The organism is Pseudonocardia sp. McavD-2-B (assembly GCF_024124365.1).
Lineage (GTDB): Bacteria > Actinomycetota > Actinomycetes > Mycobacteriales > Pseudonocardiaceae > Pseudonocardia > Pseudonocardia alni.
Map to the genome: position 1 here is coordinate 1 of NZ_JAMXSG010000116.1, position 16,924 is coordinate 16,924.

Here is a 16,924-nt window from a genome sequence, read left to right on the forward strand (position 1 = left end):
GCAGGCGCCGGTCGCCCCGGGCGCGCCCACCGAGGACATCGCCCCGGCCGAGGGCCGGATCGGCCGGCTGCGCGGGCGCCTGTCCCGCTCGCGCTCCGGGCTCGGCCAGAGCCTGCTGGGCCTGCTCGGCGCCGGTGACCTGGACGAGGAGTCCTGGGAGGACATCGAGGCCACTCTGCTGCAGGCCGACCTCGGCCCCGAGACGACCGCCGAGATCGTCGAGAAGCTGCGCGAGCAGATCGCGACCCGCGGCGTCCGCACCGCCGAGCAGGCCCGCGCCGCACTGCGCGACGTGCTCGTCGAGGCCCTCGGCACCGGCCAGGACCGCTCGGTACACGCGCTGCCGCACGACGGGCGGCCCGCGGTGCTGCTGGTCGTCGGCGTCAACGGCACCGGCAAGACCACCACCACCGGCAAGCTCGCCCGGGTGCTGGTCGCGGGTGGGCACCGGGTGACACTCGGCGCGGCCGACACCTTCCGGGCCGCCGCCGCCGAGCAGCTCGTCACCTGGGGCGAGCGCTCCGGTGCGGGTGTCGTCCGCGGGCCCGAGGGCGCCGACCCGGCCTCGGTCGCCTTCGACGCCGTCAAGCGCGGCACCGACGACGGGGTGGACGCCGTCCTGCTCGACACCGCGGGCCGGCTGCACACCAAGACCGGCCTGATGGACGAGCTGGGCAAGGTCAAGCGCGTCGTCGAGAAGCAGGCCCGGGTCGACGAGGTCCTGCTCGTCCTCGACGCCACCACCGGCCAGAACGGGCTGACCCAGGCGCGGGTGTTCGGTGAGGTCGTGGACGTCACCGGGGTGGTGCTCACCAAGCTCGACGGCACCGCCAAGGGCGGCATCGTGTTCCGAGTGCAGCGCGAGCTGGGGGTGCCGGTCAAGCTCGTCGGGCTCGGTGAGGGCCCCGACGACCTGGCCCCGTTCGAGCCCACCGCGTTCGTCGAGGCACTGCTCGACTGAGGTCACGGTGCGGGCCGTCGCGGACGGCCCGCACCGTGCGCCATGTCACGAACCGGACCATCCGGATGACCTTCGATCCTCCGGATCCGGTTGGGTAACCCAACCGTCATCCGGCGCGGCTGCCTGTTAACCGTTACGAAACGGACAGGCGCCGAATGCGAAACACGCGATCACCATTCTTCCTCCCCAGTCAGCCAGATGGACGGACATGGGAGGAACAGTGCCTGCAGAGGCCCTCAACGGCGGCGACACCGCCTGGATCCTGGCGAGCGCCGCGCTCGTACTGCTCATGACACCGGGGGTCGCGCTGTTCTACGGCGGCCAGGCCCGGTCCAAGAGCGTGCTGAACATGATGATGATGTGCTTCAGCTCGCTGGGCCTCGTCGGTGTCCTCTGGATCCTGTTCGGCTATTCGATGACCTTCGGCCCGGACCTCGGCGGCGGCCTGCTGGGCGACCCGTTCGCCTACTTCGGCCTCACCGCGATCCTGGCGAACGACCAGGCCGCCGAGACGCTGCCGCAGCTGGCCTTCGTCAGCTTCCAGGCGATGTTCGCGATCCTGACGGTCGCGCTGATCGCCGGTGCCGCCGCCGACCGCATGAAGTTCGGCGCGTGGATGCTCTTCTCCGGCCTGTGGGCCGTCCTGGTCTACTTCCCGATCGCGCACTGGGTCTTCGACCTGGAGCAGGGCTGGATCGCCACCTCGCTGGGCGCGCTCGACTTCGCCGGTGGTACCGCCGTCCACATCAACGCCGGTATGGCCGCCCTGGTCCTCTGCATCATCCTGGGCAAGCGCCGCGGCTGGCCGCGTGAGGCCATGCGCCCGCACAACCTGACCATGGTCATGCTCGGCGCCGGTCTGCTCTGGTTCGGCTGGTTCGGCTTCAACGCCGGGTCGTCCGGTGCCGCCGACTGGGCCGCCGCCTACGCCTTCACCAACACCATCGCCGCCACGGCCGCCGCCATCCTCGGCTGGCTGCTGATCGAGAAGATCCGCTACGGCAAGGCCACCTCGCTGGGCGCCGCCTCCGGCATCGTCGCGGGTCTGGTCGCGATCACCCCGGCCTGCGCCTCGGTCTCCCCGCTGGGCGCACTCGCCATCGGTGTCCTCGCCGGTGCACTGTCGGCCTACGCGGTCGGCTGGAAGTACAAGCTCGGCTACGACGACTCGTTCGACGTCGTCGGCGTCCACCTCGTCGCCGGCCTCTGGGGCACCCTGGCCATCGGGTTCTTCGCCACCGACATCGCCCCCGACGAGACCAACGGTCTGTTCTACGGCGGCGGCGTCGACCAGCTCTGGCGCCAGGCCGTGGCCGCGCTCGCCACGCTGGTCTACTGCGGCATCGTGACCGCGATCATCGCCTTCATCGTCAAGGCCACCCTGGGCCTGCGCGTCGAGGACGAGGCCGAGCAGGCCGGCATCGACGAGGCGGAGCACGCCGAGACCGGCTACGAGTTCTCCGGCCTGCGCGGCGGCAGCGGTCTCGGCTCCTCGCCGAAGCCCGCCACCGAGGCGAAGGCCACCCCCGTCGCGAAGCAGGAGGTCTGACCCGTGAAGCTCGTGACCGCCATCGTCAAGCCGTTCGTCCTGGAGGACGTCAAGGGCGCCCTGGAGCAGATCGGCGTGCTTGGTCTGACCATCAGCGAGGTCCAGGGCTACGGCCGCCAGAAGGGCCACACCGAGGTCTACCGGGGCGCGGAGTACTCGGTCGACTTCGTGCCGAAGGTCCGCGTCGAGGTCGTGGTCGACGACGCGCTGCAGGACAAGGTCGTCGACGCGGTCGTCGAGGCCGCCCGCACCGGCAAGATCGGTGACGGCAAGGTCTGGGTGACCCCGGTCGAGACCGTGGTCCGCGTCCGGACCGGAGAACGCGGCGCCGACGCCATCTGACCGACGGTCCCTCGCGACGGCCCGTCGCGCTCCCTTCCCGGAGTGCGGCGGGCCGTCCGCCGTCCGGACTCGAATCGGACATCACGGCATGTAAGCGGTCCACTACTCGAACGAACAGGAAGCGGGTGGCGCGGGGCGATGACGGTCCTCGGGTCGGGCGAAGCGGCGGACCTGGTCAAGGCGAAATCGGTCCTCCTGGAATCCAACGGCCGGCACCACCACGGCCCGGAGGCGTTGCGGGCCGCGCTGGTCGACCTGCACGACTTCTGGCTCTCCTCCCGGTGCGCGGCACTCGGGGTCGGCGGTGAGGGTAGCGGGACGGCGCTGGCGGCCGTCGGTGCGCTCGGCCGGCGCGAGCTGTGCCCCTGGTCCGACCTCGACCTCGTGCTCCTGTACGACGGCCGGACCGACGTCGACGCGCTCGCGGAGAAGCTCTGGTACCCGCTCTGGGACGCCGGGATCGGGCTCGACCACTCGGTGCGCACCCCCGGACAGGCCGTGCAGATCGCGGCGACCGACCTGCGGGCGGCCCTCGGGCTGCTGGAGCTGCGGCACGTCGCGGGGGACGCGACGCTCACCGGCAAGGTCCGCGACGCCGTCCGTGCGGCCTGGCGGGCCGGGATGCGCAGCCGCTTCGACGAGATCGTCGACACCACCACCGACCGCTGGCGGCGCAACGGCGACGTCGCCCACCGCATCGAGCCGGACCTGAAGAACGGCCACGGCGGCCTGCGGGACGTGCAGCTGCTCGACGCCCTGGCCACCGCCCAGCTCGTCGACCGGCCGGGGCCCGACGTCGTCGCCGCCCGTGCGCTGCTGCTGGACGTGCGCACCGAGCTGCACCGGCTCTCCGGCCGGGCCCGCGACGTCCTGCGCGCCCAGGAGGCCGACGACATCGCCACGATCCTCGAGGCCGGGGACCGTTTCGACCTGGCCCGCGCCCTGTCGGGTGCGGCCCGCGCGGTCGCCTTCGCGGCCGAGGTCGGGCTGCGCCAGGCCCGCAACGCGCTGCCTCGCCGGGGGCTCGCCGCGCTCCGCCGCCCGCCGGTGCGCAGACCGCTGGACTCCGGCGTCGTCGAGCACGCGGGGGAGGTCGGGCTCGCCCGCGACGCGTCCGCGGCGAAGGACCCGGCCCTGGTCCTGCGGGTCGCCGCCACCGCAGCCCGCACCGGGCTGCCGATCTCCGCGGGCACTCTGTCCCGGCTCGCCGACACCGCCCCGGAGCTGCGCGCACCGTGGCCGCGGACGGCGCTGGCCGAGCTGCTCGCCCTGCTCGGGACCGGCAAGGCCGCCGTCGCGGTGGTCGAGTCGCTGGACCGCACGGGGCTGTGGGGGCGGCTGTTCCCCGAGTGGGGCGCTGTCCGCGACCTGCCGCCGCGGGACCGCACGCACGTCTGGACGGTCGACCGCCACCTCGTCGAGGTCTGTGCCGAGGCCGCCCGGCTCACCACCCGGGTCGCGCGCCCGGACCTGCTGCTGGTCGGCGCGCTGCTGCACGACATCGGCAAGGGCCGCGGCGGTGACCACTCGGTGGTGGGCGAGTCGCTGGTCCGCCAGATCGGCGAGCGGCTCGGGCTGCGCGAGGGCGATCTCGTGCTGCTCGCGGCGATGGTGCGCCACCACCTGTTGCTGCCCCACACCGCGACCCGTCGCGACCCGGAGGACCCGGCGACGGTGTCGCGGGTGCTCGAGACGCTGCGCGAGGCGGTCGCACCGACCGGCCGGGGCGACGCCGACGTGGCGCTGCTCCTCGAGCTGCTCGGCGCGCTGGCCGAGGCCGACTCGCTCGGCACCGGGCCCGGCGTCTGGAGCCCGTGGCGGCGCACCCTGATCCAGGGGCTGGCCGGGCGCTGCCTGTCCGCGCTCGACGGCCGCCCGTTCGTCGAGCCCGGCCCGCCGGACCCTGCCCACCGGGAGATGGTCGGCGCCGTCACGGCGGCGGGGGAGCCGCAGGTCCGCTTCGCAGGCGACGACGACGTCGCGTCGGTCACCGTCGCGCTGCCCGACGGGCGCGGGGTGCTGTCGGCCGTCGCCGGGGTGCTCGCCCTGCACTCGTTGCAGGTGCACACCGCCGACGTGAACGTGTCCGACGGGGTCGCGGTCGAGACGTTCGCGGTGACCCCGCGGTTCGGCGGCCTGCCCGACCCGGCGCTGGTCCGCTCCGACCTGGTGCGGGTGCGCGCCGGGTCGCTGGACCTGGCGCAGGCGCTGGCCCGCAAGGAGCGCGACTACGCGCCGTCGACGCCGGAGGTGGAACGGACCGCCCCGCCGCGGGTGCTGTGGTTCGACGACGAGGCCACCGGCGCGGTCGTGCTGGAGCTGCGGGGCACCGACCGCATCGGGCTGCTCCACCACGTCACCGCCGCCCTCGAACGGACCGGGGTCGACCTCGTCTGGGCGCGGGTCGAGACCCTGGGCGCCTCGGTCGTCGACTCCTTCGGCATCGGCGGGTCCCCGGACCGGTCGGCCCGCAGCGAGATCGAGAAGGCGGTCCTCACGGTGGCCGCCGGGCGCGGGGAGGCCCGACCGACGACGTGACGCAGGTCGTGTCGCCTTGCAACAGCGGCCGCCCGGCGACGATCATGCTCGTCGCCGGTGCGGGCCCGCCCGGTGCAGCGTGCGACGAGGAGTGTCGACGTGGACACCGGGAACACCGCCTATCTGCTCGGCAGTGCCGCCCTGGTCATGCTCATGACCCCGGGGCTGGCGCTGTTCTACGGCGGCATGGTCCGCGCCAAGAGCGTGCTCAACATGATGATGATGAGCATCGTCTGCCTCGGCGTGATCGGGCTCGTCTGGGTCGTGTTCGGGTTCTCGCTGGCCTTCGGTGACTCGCACGGGGGTCTGATCGGCGGGTTCGAGCTGGCCGGGATCACCGACCCGGACGCGCTGGTCGGCGACGTGCCGGTGCAGGCGTTCGCGATGTTCCAGCTGATGTTCGCCGTGATCACCGGGGCACTGGTGTCCGGCGCCGTCGCCGACCGTGCCCGGTTCCGGGCCTGGACGCTGTTCGTCGCGGTCTGGGTGGTCGTGGTCTACATCCCGCTCGCGCACTGGACCTTCGCCGTCGACGGAGCGGTGTCGCAGCGTGGCGGCTGGCTGGTCAACACCGTCGGCGCCCTCGACTTCGCGGGCGGCGCCGCGGTCGAGGTGAACTCCGGCGCCTCGGCGCTCGCGCTCGCGCTGGTCCTCGGCGCCCGCCGCGGCTGGCCGCGCGAGCCGATGCGCCCGCACAACCTGCCGCTGGTGCTGCTCGGGGCGGGCCTGCTGTGGTTCGGCTGGTTCGGGTTCAACGCCGGGTCCGCGCTCGCCGCCGGGGCCACCGCGGCCAACGCCTTCGTCACCACGATGACCGCCGCGTCCGCCGCCGTCGTCGCGTGGCTGGTCCTGGAGGACCGGCTCGACGGCCGTCCGACCAGCCTCGGGGCCGCCTCGGCCGCCGTCGCCGGGCTGGTCGCGATCACCCCGGCCTGCGGCTACGTCGACACCTGGGGTGCGCTGGCGATCGGCGTGCTCGCCGGGCTGCTGTGTCAGCTCGCGATCCGGCTGAAGTACCGGTTCGGTTACGACGACTCGCTCGACGTCGTCGCGATCCACGGGATCGGCGGGGTCATCGGCATGCTGATGCTGGGTCTGGTCGCGACCGACGCGGTCAACCCGGCGGGCGCCGACGGCCTGTTCTACGGCGGCGGCCCCGCCCAGCTCGGCAGGCAGGCGCTGTCGGTGCTGGTCGCGGGGGTCTGGGCGTTCGGGATGACGGCGCTGATCGCCTGGGTGGTGTCGCGGACGATCGGCTTCCGCGCCGCCCCCGACGACGAGCACGGCGGCATCGACGAGTCCGAGCACGCCGAGACCGCGTACGAGTTCAGCACGATGCGCACGGCGGGCCGCGGGCCGGCCGGGCGGATCACCGAGGAGGGGGACCGATGAAGCTGGTGACCGCGATCGTCAAGCCGTTCGTCCTGGGCGAGGTGAAGGAGGCGCTGGAGCGTCTCGGCGTGCTGGGACTCACGGTGACCGAGGTCCAGGGCTTCGGCCGCCAGAAGGGCCACACCGAGGTCTACCGGGGCGCGGAGTACTCCGTCGACTTCGTCCCGAAGGTCAAGGTCGAGGTCGTCGTCGACGACGAGCAGGCCGACCGGGTCGTGCAGGCGGTCGTCGACGCCGCGCACACCGGCCGGATCGGCGACGGCAAGGTCTGGGTCGTCCCGGTGGAGAACGTCGTCCGCGTCCGCACCGGGGAGCGCGGCTCCGACGCCCTGTAGCCCTGCGGCCGACCGGGTGATCATCACCGGCCCCGCCGCCCCGGCCCACCCCGCGCCCGCCCCACCCGCACCGGGGCGTTGATCAGCACGTTCGCGCCTCGCGGAGGGCGGGAACGTGCGTCTCGCGGCCTGGCGGACCGGGCCGGGGACGGTCCGCGGCGGGCCGGACACACCGGGTGATCGGAACGATCCGGGCGACCGGACCGTTTCACCACACATGACCACCGCCCGTGCCGTGCCGACCGGCGCCGTCCCGCCGACCCGCGACACCGAGCACCGCCCCACCGAGCATCGCCGCGCCGATACCGACGGCACCGGCGTGCCCGTTCGCCCCGGCCCTCCATCCGACGACGGCCCGGCGGCGCCGCTGGTCGTCGTCCTGCCGGGGCGGTCGCTGCTGCTGGTCGCGGGCCTGCCGGGGGCGGGCAAGAGCACGCTGCTCGCCGGGCTCGACGCCCCGGCGGGTACCCGGGTCCTCGACTCCGGGACCACCCGGGCCGTGCTCGCGCGGCTGCTCCCGGCCGCGACGCCGTACCCGGCCTACCGGTGGCTGACCCACCTGACCCACCGGGCGTCGGTGGTCACCGCGGCCCTCGGCCCCGCGGACACCGTCGTGGTCCACCTGCCCGCGACCGCGCCCCGGGTGCGCGCCGCGATCCGCGCGCTGGCCCGTCTCGGCGGCCGCGCACCGCACCTGCTGTGGCTCGACACCGCCCCCGACCAGGCACTCGATGGCCAGCATGCACGCGGACGGGTGGTCCGTTCGCGCCCGTTCGCGGCGCACGCGCGGCGCGCCCGCGACACCGCCGACGCCCTGCGGGCGGGCACCGAGACCGGCTGGTCCTCGGTCCGTCGCACCGATCGCTCCGGTGCCCGTGGGGGACTGGCGCTGGCCAAGTAGGCTGGTAAGGGTGTTCGACTCCCTCTCCGAGCGGCTCGGATCCACGCTGCGCGACCTGCGCGGCAAGGGCCGGCTCTCCGACGCCGACATCGACGCCACCGCGCGCGAGATCCGGATCGCGCTGCTGGAGGCGGACGTCGCCCTGCCGGTGGTGCGCGGGTTCATCACGCGCATCAAGGACCGGGCCAAGGGGACGGAGGTCTCCCAGGCCCTGAACCCGGCCCAGCAGGTCGTCAAGATCGTCAACGAGGAGCTCGTCGCGATCCTCGGCGGCGAGACGCGGCGGCTGCACCTGGCCAAGGAACCGCCGACGGTCATCATGCTGGCGGGTCTGCAGGGTGCCGGTAAGACGACCCTGGCAGGCAAGCTCGCGCGCTGGCTCCGGGGGCAGGGGCACACCCCGCTGCTCGTGGCCTGCGACCTGCAGCGTCCCAACGCGGTCAACCAGCTGCAGATCGTCGGTGAGCGCGCCGGCGTCCCGACCTACGCACCGCACCCCGGCGCCACCGGCTCCGGTGAGCTCCCCGAGGGCCCCGGCGACCCGGTCGGCGTCGCCCGCGACGGCATCGCGCACGCCCGCGACAAGCAGTACGACGTGGTCGTCGTCGACACCGCGGGCCGTCTCGGCGTCGACGAGGAGCTGATGCGCCAGGCGTCCGACATCCGGGACGCGGTGCAGCCCGACGAGGTCCTGTTCGTCGTCGACGCGATGATCGGCCAGGACGCCGTGGCCACGGCCGAGGCGTTCCGCGACGGCGTCGGCTTCACCGGTGTCGTCCTCACCAAGCTCGACGGCGACGCCCGCGGTGGTGCCGCGCTGAGCGTCCGCGAGGTCACCGGCCAGCCGATCCTCTTCGCCTCGAACGGTGAGAAGCTCGAGGACTTCGACGTCTTCCACCCCGACCGGATGTCCTCGCGCATCCTCGGGATGGGCGACCTGCTCACCCTCATCGAGCAGGCCGAGCAGGTCTTCGACGCCGAGCAGTCCGCGGCCGCTGCCGCGAAGATCAGCTCCGGTGAGTTGTCCCTGGAGGACTTCCTCCAGCAGATGCTGCAGCTGCGCAAGATGGGGCCGATCGGCAACATCCTGAACATGCTCCCGGGGATGAACTCCGGGCAGGCGAAGGCCGCGCTCGAGCAGGTCGACGACCGTCAGATCGACCGCCTGCAGGCGATCATCCGCGGTATGACCCCCGCCGAGCGGGAGGACCCGAAGATCATCAACGCGTCGCGCCGCCAGCGCATCGCGAGCGGGTCCGGCGTGTCGGTCTCCGATGTGAACGACCTGGTCAACCGCTTCTTCGAGGCCCGCAAGATGATGAAGCAGATGGCCGGCCAGTTCGGCTTCGGCGGCGGCGGGCGCAGCGCGACCAAGAAGGTCCCGAAGAACCCGCGCAAGGCCCGGCAGGCCAAGAAGGGCCGGCGCAGCGGCAACCCCGCGAACCGTGCCGCGGCCGGGGCGCCGGACCTGTCGAACCTGCCGCCGAGCCTGCAGCAGCTCCCGCCCGGACTGGGCAACCTCGACCAGCTGCCGCCCGGGTTCGACCCGTCGAAGCTGAACTTCGGCAAGAAGAAGTAGCTAGGGTCGCCACCCATGACCGATCTTCCGGCCGCGGGGTGGCGGCTCCGCGGAACGCTGCTGGGCCCCGACGGTGCCGCGGGCGCCGACCTGTACGTCGACGGCTCCGGGCGGGTCAGCCCGGAGCCGCTGCCCGGGGCGGAGGACCTGGTCACCGACGGCTGGATCGTCCCCGGCCTGGTCGACGCGCACTGCCACGTCGGGCTCGGCCCGGACGGCCCGGTCACCGACCTGGAGGAGTGCGCGGCGCAGGCCCGCGCCGACCGCGACGCGGGCACCCTGCTGCTGCGCGACTGCGGGTCCCCGGTCGACACCTCGCCGCTGCAGGCCCGCGAGGACCTGCCCGAGATCATCCGGGCCGGGCGGCACGTCGCCCGCCCGAAGCGCTACATCCCCGGGCTCGCCGCCGAGCTCGACGACCCGCGCCTGCTCGTCGACGAGGTCCGGGCCCAGGCCGCCCGCGGCGACGGCTGGGTGAAGCTCGTGGGGGACTGGATCGACCGCGCGGCGGGCCCCGACGACGCCGACCTCGCCCCGCTCTGGCCGGACGAGGTGCTCGCCGAGGCCATCGACGCGGCGCACGGGGCCGGCGCCCGCGTCACCGCGCACGTCTTCGGCACCGAGGCGCTGCCCGGGCTGATCCGGGCCGGGATCGACTGCATCGAGCACGGCACCGGGCTCTCCGACGAGCTCATCGAGGAGATGGCCGCCCGTGGCACCGCCCTGGTGCCGACCCTGATCAACGTCGAGACCTTCCCCGGGATCGCGCAGAAGGCGACGCGCTACCCCCGCTACGCCGGCCACATGCGCGACCTGCACGCCCACGCCTGGGAGACCGTCGGACGCGCGATCGAGGCCGGGGTCCCGGTCTACGCGGGCACCGACGCCGGCGGCGGCATCCGGCACGGCCGGATCGCCGACGAGATCGCCGAGCTGGCCCGCGCCGGGCACCCGGACCCGATCGGCGCCGCGAGCTGGGCCGCGCGGTCCTGGCTGGGCCGCCCGGCGGGTCCGCTGCCCGGTGCGCCGGCCGACCTGGTCGTGTACGACCGCGACCCGCGGGGGGATCTCGGCGTGCTGCGGGCCCCGTCGGTGGTCCTGATCCGCGGACGTCGGGTATCAACGGGGGCATGAGCAGTTCGCCCGGGTCGCCGCCGGGACCGCCCGGAGCCTCCGCCGACGACCCGGCCGGCTCCACCCCGTCCGACGCCGCTGGTCCGCCCCCCGCCGGTCCGCCGCCCTCGGGGTGGCCGGGCCGGCCGGCGCAGTACGGCCCCGCCGGGCCCGGGCAGTACGGCACCCCGGGTGGGCCCGGGCAGTACGGCACCCCGGGTGCACCCGGGCAGTACGGCCCGGGTGGTCCGGCGCCCTACGGACCGGGCGCGCCGTACGGTCCGCCGCCGCGGCGCGGGCTGTTCGGGATCGAGCCGTCGCCGCCCCCGCCGCGACCGTTCCGCGGGCTGCTCGCCTTCCTGGTCGTCGAGATCGTGTTCCTCGGCTCGTCGTTCCTGCTGGCGCTGGGCCTGGGGGAGGTCGACTCCGCGCAGGAGGTCCTGCTCGCGATCGTCGTCCCGACGATCCTGGCCGCGCTCACCTGTGTCGTCTGGACCCGGGTGTTCGGCAGCGGGCCGCTGGCCGACCTGGGCCTGCGGTTCCGCTGGGAGGACGTCGGCATCGGGCTGCTGATCGGCGTCGCCGGGCTGTTCGTGACGATCCCGGCCGCGCTGGCCTACCTCTACCTGGTCGGCCCGGACCTGACGACCTCGGTCGGCGTCGCCTTCGAGGGCATCCGCACGACGTGGCCGGTCGCGCTGGCCGTGATGGTCGGCGTCGTGGTGGTCGCCCCGGTCTGCGAGGAGATCGTCTACCGCGGCCTGCTGTGGAACGCCATCGCGCACTGGGTGGGCAACCGATGGGTCGTGTTCGTGCTGACCACGGCGGTGTTCGCGCTGGCCCACCTCGAGTTCCTGCGCGCGCCGCTGCTGTTCGTCGTCGCCCTGCCGCTGGGGGTCGCACGGCTGCTGACCGGCCGCGTCACCGCCGGGATCGTGGCGCACGCGGTCAACAACTTCCTGCCCGGGCTGGCCCTGGCCCTCATGCTGGTCGGGGCCTTTCCCGCGGTCTGAACGACGTCTGGCAGAATGGCCGATCGGGTCCGTGGCCGGCCCTCTACCTGCCACGGCCGACACCTACGAGTGAGCGAGCCCGTAACCCCACGCGAGGCCGGCTGACTCATCGCAGCACGAATCGACATTCGCGAGGAGCACCACAGCGTGGCCGTCAAGATCAAGCTGATGCGTCTGGGCAAGATCCGTCAGCCGTACTACCGCGTCGTCGTCGCGGACTCCCGTACGCGCCGCAACGGCCGGGCCATCGAGACGATCGGCAAGTACCACCCGAAGAACGAGCCGAGCCTGATCGAGATCGACTCGGACCGTGCGCAGTACTGGCTGGGTGTCGGCGCGCAGCCGACCGAGTCGGTGCAGAACCTGCTCGAGATCACCGGCGACTGGCAGAAGTTCAAGGGCCTGCCGGGCACCGAGGGCACCCTGAAGCCGCAGGCCGAGAAGGCCGACAAGCTGGCCCGCTTCAACGAGGCGCTGGCGGCGGCGAACGAGGAGCCGACCACCGCGGCCACCACTCCGAAGAAGAAGGGTGGCGACCGCGTCGGCAAGACCGCTGACGCCGCCCCGGCCGAGGCCGCGACGAAGAGCGACGACGTCGCCGACGCGACCAAGGACGCGGCCGAGCCGGCCACCGAGTCGACCCAGTCGTGACTCTCATGGCGGACGCGCTCGAGCACCTCGTGCGCGGCATCGTCGACCACCCCGACGACGTCCGGGTGGACCTGGTCACCGGGCGTCGCGGTCGGATCCTCGAGGTCCGGGTGCACCCCGACGATCTCGGCAAGGTGATCGGCCGGGGTGGCCGCACCGCCACCGCCCTGCGCAACGTCATCGGTGGTGTGGGCGGTCGCGGCGTGCGCGTCGACGTCGTCGACACCGACCGGTGACGAGCTCCGCACCCGACGACGCCGGCCAGGTCCTGGTCGGCGTCGTCGTACGTGTGCACGGTCTGCGCGGCGAGGTCGTCGTCGAGCCCCGCACCGACGCACCGGCGGAGCGGTTCGCGCCCGGTGCCGTCCTGCAGGGCCACCGGCCCCGCGCGGCGGGCCCCGGGCCGCTCACCGTCACCGGTGCGCGCGCCCACTCGGGCCGCTGGCTCGTGCTCTTCGAGGGCGTGGCCGACCGCGACGCCGCCGAGGCCCTGCGCGGGGTCCAGCTCCGGCTGCCGACCTCCGCGCTCGCCGAGCCGGAGGACCCGGAGGAGTTCCACGTCCACCAGCTGACCGGTCTGCGGGCCGAGCTGGTCGACGGGACCGAGGCGGGCACCGTCACCGACGTCGTCCACGGCCCCGGCGGGTCCCTGCTGGTCGTCCGGCGGCCGGCCGGGCACGAGGCACTCGTCCCGTTCGTCGGGGCGATCGTGCCCACCGTCGACGTGGCGGGCGGACGCGTGGTCCTCGACCCGCCCGACGGGCTGCTCGACCCGCAGGACTGATCCCGGCCCGGCACCCCGTGGTGCCGGGCCGTTCTCGTGGTCGCAGTGTCAACCAGAGTTGACATCCTCGCGGTGTCAACCTATGTTGACGGTCATGAGTGATGCGACGGCGGTGGCCGCGGCGGCGTCCAGCACGGACCCGGCCGTGGGGCTGCGGGCGGTGGTGGCACTGCGCGACCTGCAGGACTCACTGGAGGAGCTGCAGGTCACCAACGCCCGCGACCAGGGATGGTCCTGGCAGCAGATCGCCGACGCACTGCGGATCAGCCGGCAGGCGGTGCACAAGAAGTACCGCAGGCTCGGCCTGTAGACGGGAGACGCACGTGTCGAACGGTTCACCGGCGAGGCCCGCAGGGTGGTCGTCCTGGCCCAGGAGATCGCACGGACGAGGCGCGCGGGGCGGATCGGGACGGAGCACCTCCTGCTCGGGGTCCTGCGCACCCCCGGTACACCGGGGGAGGAGCTCCTCGCCGCGGCCGGGATCGACGCCCGCACCGTCATCGAGGAGCTCGACCGGGCGGACGGCGCACCCGGTCGCGACGCCGACGCCCTCGCCATCCTGGGCATCGACCTCGACGCCGTCCGGAGCGCGGTGGAGGCGGGCTTCGGGCCCGGCGCGCTCGACCGCCCGCGGCGCAGAGGGTGGCGGGCCGGGCACATCCCGTTCGAGCGGTCCTCGAAGAAGGCCCTCGAGCTGGCGCTGCGCGAGGCGATCCGGCTCGGTGACCGGTCGATCGGTACCGAGCACGTCCTGCTCGGGCTGCTGCACCCGGACACCGCGGCCTCGCAGCTGCTCGACCGGTGCGGGACGACGCTGTACGGGACCCGGCGCGCCGTCGAGCGACGGCGGCCCCGCCGGGCGGGCTGAGCCGGGCCCGGTCGTCGGCTCAGTCGTCGGCGCGGTCGGGGTCGTCCGGGTCCTCGGTCGGGTCCACCCGGGTCTCCGCCGAGCGCACCCCGTCGGTCTCCGACAGCGCGGCGGCCAGGCCGGGCAGGTCCCCCCGGCCGTCGAGACGCAGGGTCAGCGCCGCGACCCGGACGCCGTCGGCGGCCACCGAGCCGCGGTGCACGGCCACCCCTGCCACCGAGAATCCGGCCGCGGTGCAGCGCTCCAGGACCCCGCGCAGGACGCCGTAGCCGTCGTCGTAGCGGATCCGCAGCACCGGCGGGCGACGACGGTGCCGCCGCACCACCCGCGCGACCGGCTGCAGGCCCCGGGTCACCAGGAAGTGTGCCGCCGTCGCCAGGACGGCCAGCGGGGCGAGGCCCGCACCGCACGCCGTCCCGACCGCGGCGGCCAGCCAGATCGTGGCCGCGGTGGTGAGCCCGCGCACGACGTCCTGCCGGACGAAGATCAGCCCGGCACCGATGAACCCGATCCCCGACACGATCTGGGCCGCGATCCGGGACGGGTCCAGCGCGACGTGCTCGGTCGCGAGCAGGTCGGCGAAGCCGTACTTCGAGATGACCATGAACACCGCCGCGCCGACGCCGACCAGCACGTGCGTGCGCAGACCGGCGCTCTTCGCGCCGGCCTCGCGTTCCAGGCCGATCGCCGTCGTCAGCAGCAGGGCGAGCAGCACCGGCGGCAGCAGGCTCCACTGCGCCGCCGTCGACCAGAGTGGCTCGGCCCAGGATTCCGGCATCGCACGACCTCCTTCTGCACGGGGGGACGGGCGCCTGCGACGATCCGCGCCGTGCGGATCGACGTCGTCACCATCTTCCCGTCCTACCTGCAGCCGTTGCGCGAGGCACTGCTGGGGCGGGCGATCGACCGCGGGCTGCTCGAGGTCGCGGTGCACGACCTGCGGGACTGGACCCACGACGTGCACCAGGCCGTCGACGACTCCCCGTACGGCGGCGGGCCGGGCATGGTGATGCGCCCCCAGGTGTGGGGCGAGGCCCTCGACGACGTGCTGGCCACCCCCGACCTGCCCGCCCGGCTGGTCGTCCCGACCCCGGCCGGACGGCCGTTCACCCAGGCCACCGCGCACGCCTGGGCTGCCGAGGAGCGGCTGGTGTTCGCCTGCGGCCGCTACGAGGGCATCGACGAGCGTGTGCTGCTCGACGCCCGGGCCCGCGGCATCACCGTCGACGAGGTGTCGATCGGCGACTACGTGCTCGTCGGCGGGGAGGTCGCCGTGCTCGTGATGGTCGAAGCCGTCGCCCGGCTGCTGCCCGGGGTGCTGGGCAACCCGCGCTCGGCCGCCGAGGACTCCTTCTCCGACGGGCTGCTGGAGGGCCCGTCCTACACCCGTCCCGAGGTGTGGCGGGAGCTGGCCGTGCCGGACGTGCTCCGCGGCGGCAACCACGCCGCGATCGCCCGCTGGCGGCGCGACCGGGCCCTGGAACGGACCCGGGACCGGCGTCCCGACCTGCTCGACGCGCTCGGGCCGGACGCCCTGGACGCCGCCGACCGCGCCGCACTCGCCGCCGGGCGCCCCGACGACGACGCCGACGCCCCCACCGTCTGAGCGTTCCCGCCGGTGGGCGGCGCCGGCCCGGCTCCGGGGCCGGCGCGGGGGACCGTTCCGCCGTCGCCCGGCGGGCCCCCACCGGCGACCGGCGGTGCCCGGTCCGTCCGGTACGACCGGGCCCGCTGAGCCGCTCCGGGACCCTCGCACCACCGGGTGTCCGGAGCGATCTGCCCGTCTGGCACTATGGACGGGTTGCCAGCGCCGCGTGTGGTGCCCGGTGACGGTCACGTGTGCCCCCGGTCCCGCCGGTGGTGCCGGCCGTGCCGAGCCCGCCACGTGAGGAGCGTGGTCGCCGTACGGCACACGCCCCGTGGCCCGGGCGCGATCCCGGATCGACCCGGGACCGGCACCGCACGACCCGCACGAACGACACACGAGGACGGACCGTCGACATGAACACCCTGGACGCACTGGACGCGGAGACCCTGCGCTCCGACATCCCGAACTTCCGGCCCGGGGACACCCTCAAGGTGCACGTGAAGGTCATCGAGGGCAACCGCACCCGTACTCAGATCTTCCAGGGCGTCGTCATCCGCCGCCACGGCTCGGGTGCCCGCGAGACCTTCACCGTCCGCAAGATCTCGTTCGGCGTCGGCGTCGAGCGCACCTTCCCGGTGCACACGCCGAACATCGAGAAGATCGAGGTCGCCACCCGCGGTGACGTCCGCCGGGCGAAGCTGTACTACCTCCGCGACCTCCGCGGCAAGGCCGCGAAGATCAAGGAGCGCCGGGAGACCACCGCGTCCTGACCGTCACCCTGTCGTGACGGACCGGTGACGTAATCTCGACGCGTGGCCTTCCCCGAGCTCCCCGACGACCGCCGGGCCCGCCCCCGGCGGTATCGCGGCAGCGATGTTCCCGAGCGCCCCGGTCGGCGGCGGGCCCCCGAGGACCCGCCGCCCGCCGGTGGTGAACCGGGCGGTGACGAGCAGCAGTGGCTGCTCGGGACCGCGCTGCAGCACGGGGTGCCGGCCCGGGACGGCTTCGCGGACGGTGAGCCCGAGGGCGCACCGCGCGGGGTCCGTACCCGGCACGCGGGCCCGGAGGACGGCGCCGACGAGGCCCGTCCCCGCGGGCGTCGCTACCGCAACGGTTTCGACGAGCTCGCCGCCGGACGTTCCGGGCGACACGGCGTCGACGCGGGCGGCCCGCTCCCCGAGGAGCGGCCCGCCCCGGCCACCGAGGGCCCGGACACGCTGCGGGCCCGCTACGCGGCCCGGCTGAACCGGCCCGACGCCTCCGAGCCCGGCGCCGCACCGAACGGCAGGCCGTGGCCGCCGCCCGGCAGC

18 protein-coding genes and 1 pseudogene are annotated in these 16,924 nt (G+C 74.3%); 18 read left to right on the forward strand and 1 reads right to left on the reverse strand.

Annotated features, from left to right (window positions below; translation table 11 throughout):
• The 15 genes from ftsY to NH602_RS16370 form a co-directional block, all read left to right on the forward strand.
• Positions 1-961 (forward strand): signal recognition particle-docking protein FtsY (gene ftsY, locus NH602_RS16300; protein ID WP_253068258.1); only part of this gene is annotated, 961 nt, incomplete at its 5' end.
• A gap of 289 nt (positions 962-1,250) precedes the next feature.
• Entirely contained in the window at positions 1,251-2,510 is a 1,260-nt protein-coding gene (locus tag NH602_RS16305) for an ammonium transporter (protein ID WP_237454072.1), read from the forward strand.
• A gap of 3 nt (positions 2,511-2,513) precedes the next feature.
• On the forward strand, positions 2,514-2,852 hold the full coding sequence (locus NH602_RS16310; RefSeq protein WP_062401001.1) for a P-II family nitrogen regulator: 339 nt from the start codon (positions 2,514-2,516) through the stop codon (positions 2,850-2,852).
• A 138-nt stretch (positions 2,853-2,990) separates the two neighbouring features.
• Positions 2,991-5,390 (forward strand): [protein-PII] uridylyltransferase, encoded by a 2,400-nt coding sequence (locus tag NH602_RS16315; RefSeq protein WP_253068259.1) that lies wholly within the window; start codon positions 2,991-2,993, stop codon positions 5,388-5,390.
• Between the two features lie 99 nt (positions 5,391-5,489).
• Complete coding sequence (locus NH602_RS16320) at positions 5,490-6,782, forward strand: ammonium transporter (protein ID WP_253068260.1); 1,293 nt, start codon at positions 5,490-5,492, stop codon at positions 6,780-6,782.
• Complete coding sequence (locus NH602_RS16325) at positions 6,779-7,117, forward strand: P-II family nitrogen regulator (RefSeq protein WP_073578182.1); 339 nt, start codon at positions 6,779-6,781, stop codon at positions 7,115-7,117. The genes NH602_RS16320 and NH602_RS16325 overlap by 4 nt, the downstream gene beginning before the upstream one ends.
• A gap of 217 nt (positions 7,118-7,334) precedes the next feature.
• Positions 7,335-8,018 carry an AAA family ATPase gene (locus NH602_RS16330; RefSeq protein ID WP_083659098.1) on the forward strand — a complete coding sequence of 228 codons (684 nt, stop codon included), beginning with the start codon at positions 7,335-7,337 and terminating at the stop codon, positions 8,016-8,018.
• Positions 8,019-8,028: 10 nt separating this feature from the next.
• Positions 8,029-9,597, forward strand: a complete 1,569-nt coding sequence (gene ffh / locus NH602_RS16335; RefSeq protein WP_073578181.1) for a signal recognition particle protein — start codon at positions 8,029-8,031, stop codon at positions 9,595-9,597.
• A gap of 15 nt (positions 9,598-9,612) precedes the next feature.
• Positions 9,613-10,731 carry an amidohydrolase family protein gene (locus NH602_RS16340; RefSeq protein WP_253068261.1) on the forward strand — a complete coding sequence of 373 codons (1,119 nt, stop codon included), beginning with the start codon at positions 9,613-9,615 and terminating at the stop codon, positions 10,729-10,731.
• On the forward strand, positions 10,728-11,723 hold the full coding sequence (locus tag NH602_RS16345; protein WP_253068262.1) for a CPBP family intramembrane glutamic endopeptidase: 996 nt from the start codon (positions 10,728-10,730) through the stop codon (positions 11,721-11,723). The genes NH602_RS16340 and NH602_RS16345 overlap by 4 nt, the downstream gene beginning before the upstream one ends.
• Before the next feature lie 147 nt (positions 11,724-11,870).
• Entirely contained in the window at positions 11,871-12,374 is a 504-nt protein-coding gene (gene rpsP / locus NH602_RS16350; RefSeq protein WP_073578179.1) for a 30S ribosomal protein S16, read from the forward strand.
• Positions 12,375-12,379: 5 nt separating this feature from the next.
• Positions 12,380-12,610 carry an RNA-binding protein gene (locus tag NH602_RS16355; RefSeq protein WP_149663515.1) on the forward strand — a complete coding sequence of 77 codons (231 nt, stop codon included), beginning with the start codon at positions 12,380-12,382 and terminating at the stop codon, positions 12,608-12,610.
• On the forward strand, positions 12,607-13,158 hold the full coding sequence (gene rimM, locus NH602_RS16360; protein ID WP_073578178.1) for a ribosome maturation factor RimM: 552 nt from the start codon (positions 12,607-12,609) through the stop codon (positions 13,156-13,158). The genes NH602_RS16355 and rimM overlap by 4 nt, the downstream gene beginning before the upstream one ends.
• Before the next feature lie 94 nt (positions 13,159-13,252).
• A complete protein-coding gene (locus NH602_RS16365; RefSeq protein ID WP_073578177.1) occupies positions 13,253-13,468 on the forward strand; it encodes a helix-turn-helix domain-containing protein in 216 nt (71 codons plus the stop codon).
• Positions 13,469-13,513: 45 nt separating this feature from the next.
• The gene (locus tag NH602_RS16370) at positions 13,514-14,026 is read left to right on the forward strand and encodes a Clp protease N-terminal domain-containing protein (protein ID WP_253068263.1); all 513 of its coding nucleotides are present in this window, start codon (positions 13,514-13,516) and stop codon (positions 14,024-14,026) included.
• Between the two features lie 19 nt (positions 14,027-14,045).
• On the opposite strand, the gene NH602_RS16375 is transcribed toward NH602_RS16370, so the two are convergent.
• Positions 14,046-14,804: an MgtC/SapB family protein gene (locus NH602_RS16375; RefSeq protein ID WP_073578175.1), complete on the reverse strand. Its 759-nt coding sequence runs from the start codon at positions 14,802-14,804 to the stop codon at positions 14,046-14,048.
• Positions 14,805-14,855: 51 nt separating this feature from the next.
• Here NH602_RS16375 and trmD point away from each other — a divergent pair, with 51 nt between their 5' ends.
• The 3 genes and pseudogenes from trmD to NH602_RS16390 form a co-directional block, all read left to right on the forward strand.
• On the forward strand, positions 14,856-15,632 hold the full coding sequence (gene trmD, locus NH602_RS16380) for a tRNA (guanosine(37)-N1)-methyltransferase TrmD (RefSeq protein WP_073578174.1): 777 nt from the start codon (positions 14,856-14,858) through the stop codon (positions 15,630-15,632).
• A gap of 395 nt (positions 15,633-16,027) precedes the next feature.
• Complete coding sequence (rplS, locus tag NH602_RS16385; RefSeq protein ID WP_060714490.1) at positions 16,028-16,384, forward strand: 50S ribosomal protein L19; 357 nt, start codon at positions 16,028-16,030, stop codon at positions 16,382-16,384.
• Positions 16,385-16,426: 42 nt separating this feature from the next.
• Positions 16,427-16,924, forward strand: a pseudogene (locus NH602_RS16390) (hypothetical protein); the annotation flags it as partial.

Bases quoted from the DNA above. Each gene is read 5' to 3' on its own strand.
- NH602_RS16305 (WP_237454072.1), top strand. From the start codon at position 1,251: ATGACACCGGGGGTCGCGCTGTTCTACGGCGGCCAGGCCCGGTCCAAG.
- NH602_RS16315 (WP_253068259.1), top strand. From the start codon at position 2,991: ATGACGGTCCTCGGGTCGGGCGAAGCGGCGGACCTGGTCAAGGCGAAA.
- NH602_RS16325 (WP_073578182.1), top strand. From the start codon at position 6,779: ATGAAGCTGGTGACCGCGATCGTCAAGCCGTTCGTCCTGGGCGAGGTG.
- NH602_RS16330 (WP_083659098.1), top strand. From the start codon at position 7,335: ATGACCACCGCCCGTGCCGTGCCGACCGGCGCCGTCCCGCCGACCCGC.
- NH602_RS16340 (WP_253068261.1), top strand. From the start codon at position 9,613: ATGACCGATCTTCCGGCCGCGGGGTGGCGGCTCCGCGGAACGCTGCTG.
- NH602_RS16345 (WP_253068262.1), top strand. From the start codon at position 10,728: ATGAGCAGTTCGCCCGGGTCGCCGCCGGGACCGCCCGGAGCCTCCGCC.
- NH602_RS16355 (WP_149663515.1), top strand. From the start codon at position 12,380: ATGGCGGACGCGCTCGAGCACCTCGTGCGCGGCATCGTCGACCACCCC.
- NH602_RS16365 (WP_073578177.1), top strand. From the start codon at position 13,253: ATGAGTGATGCGACGGCGGTGGCCGCGGCGGCGTCCAGCACGGACCCG.
- NH602_RS16375 (WP_073578175.1), bottom strand. From the start codon at position 14,804: ATGCCGGAATCCTGGGCCGAGCCACTCTGGTCGACGGCGGCGCAGTGG.
- rplS (WP_060714490.1), top strand. From the start codon at position 16,028: ATGAACACCCTGGACGCACTGGACGCGGAGACCCTGCGCTCCGACATC.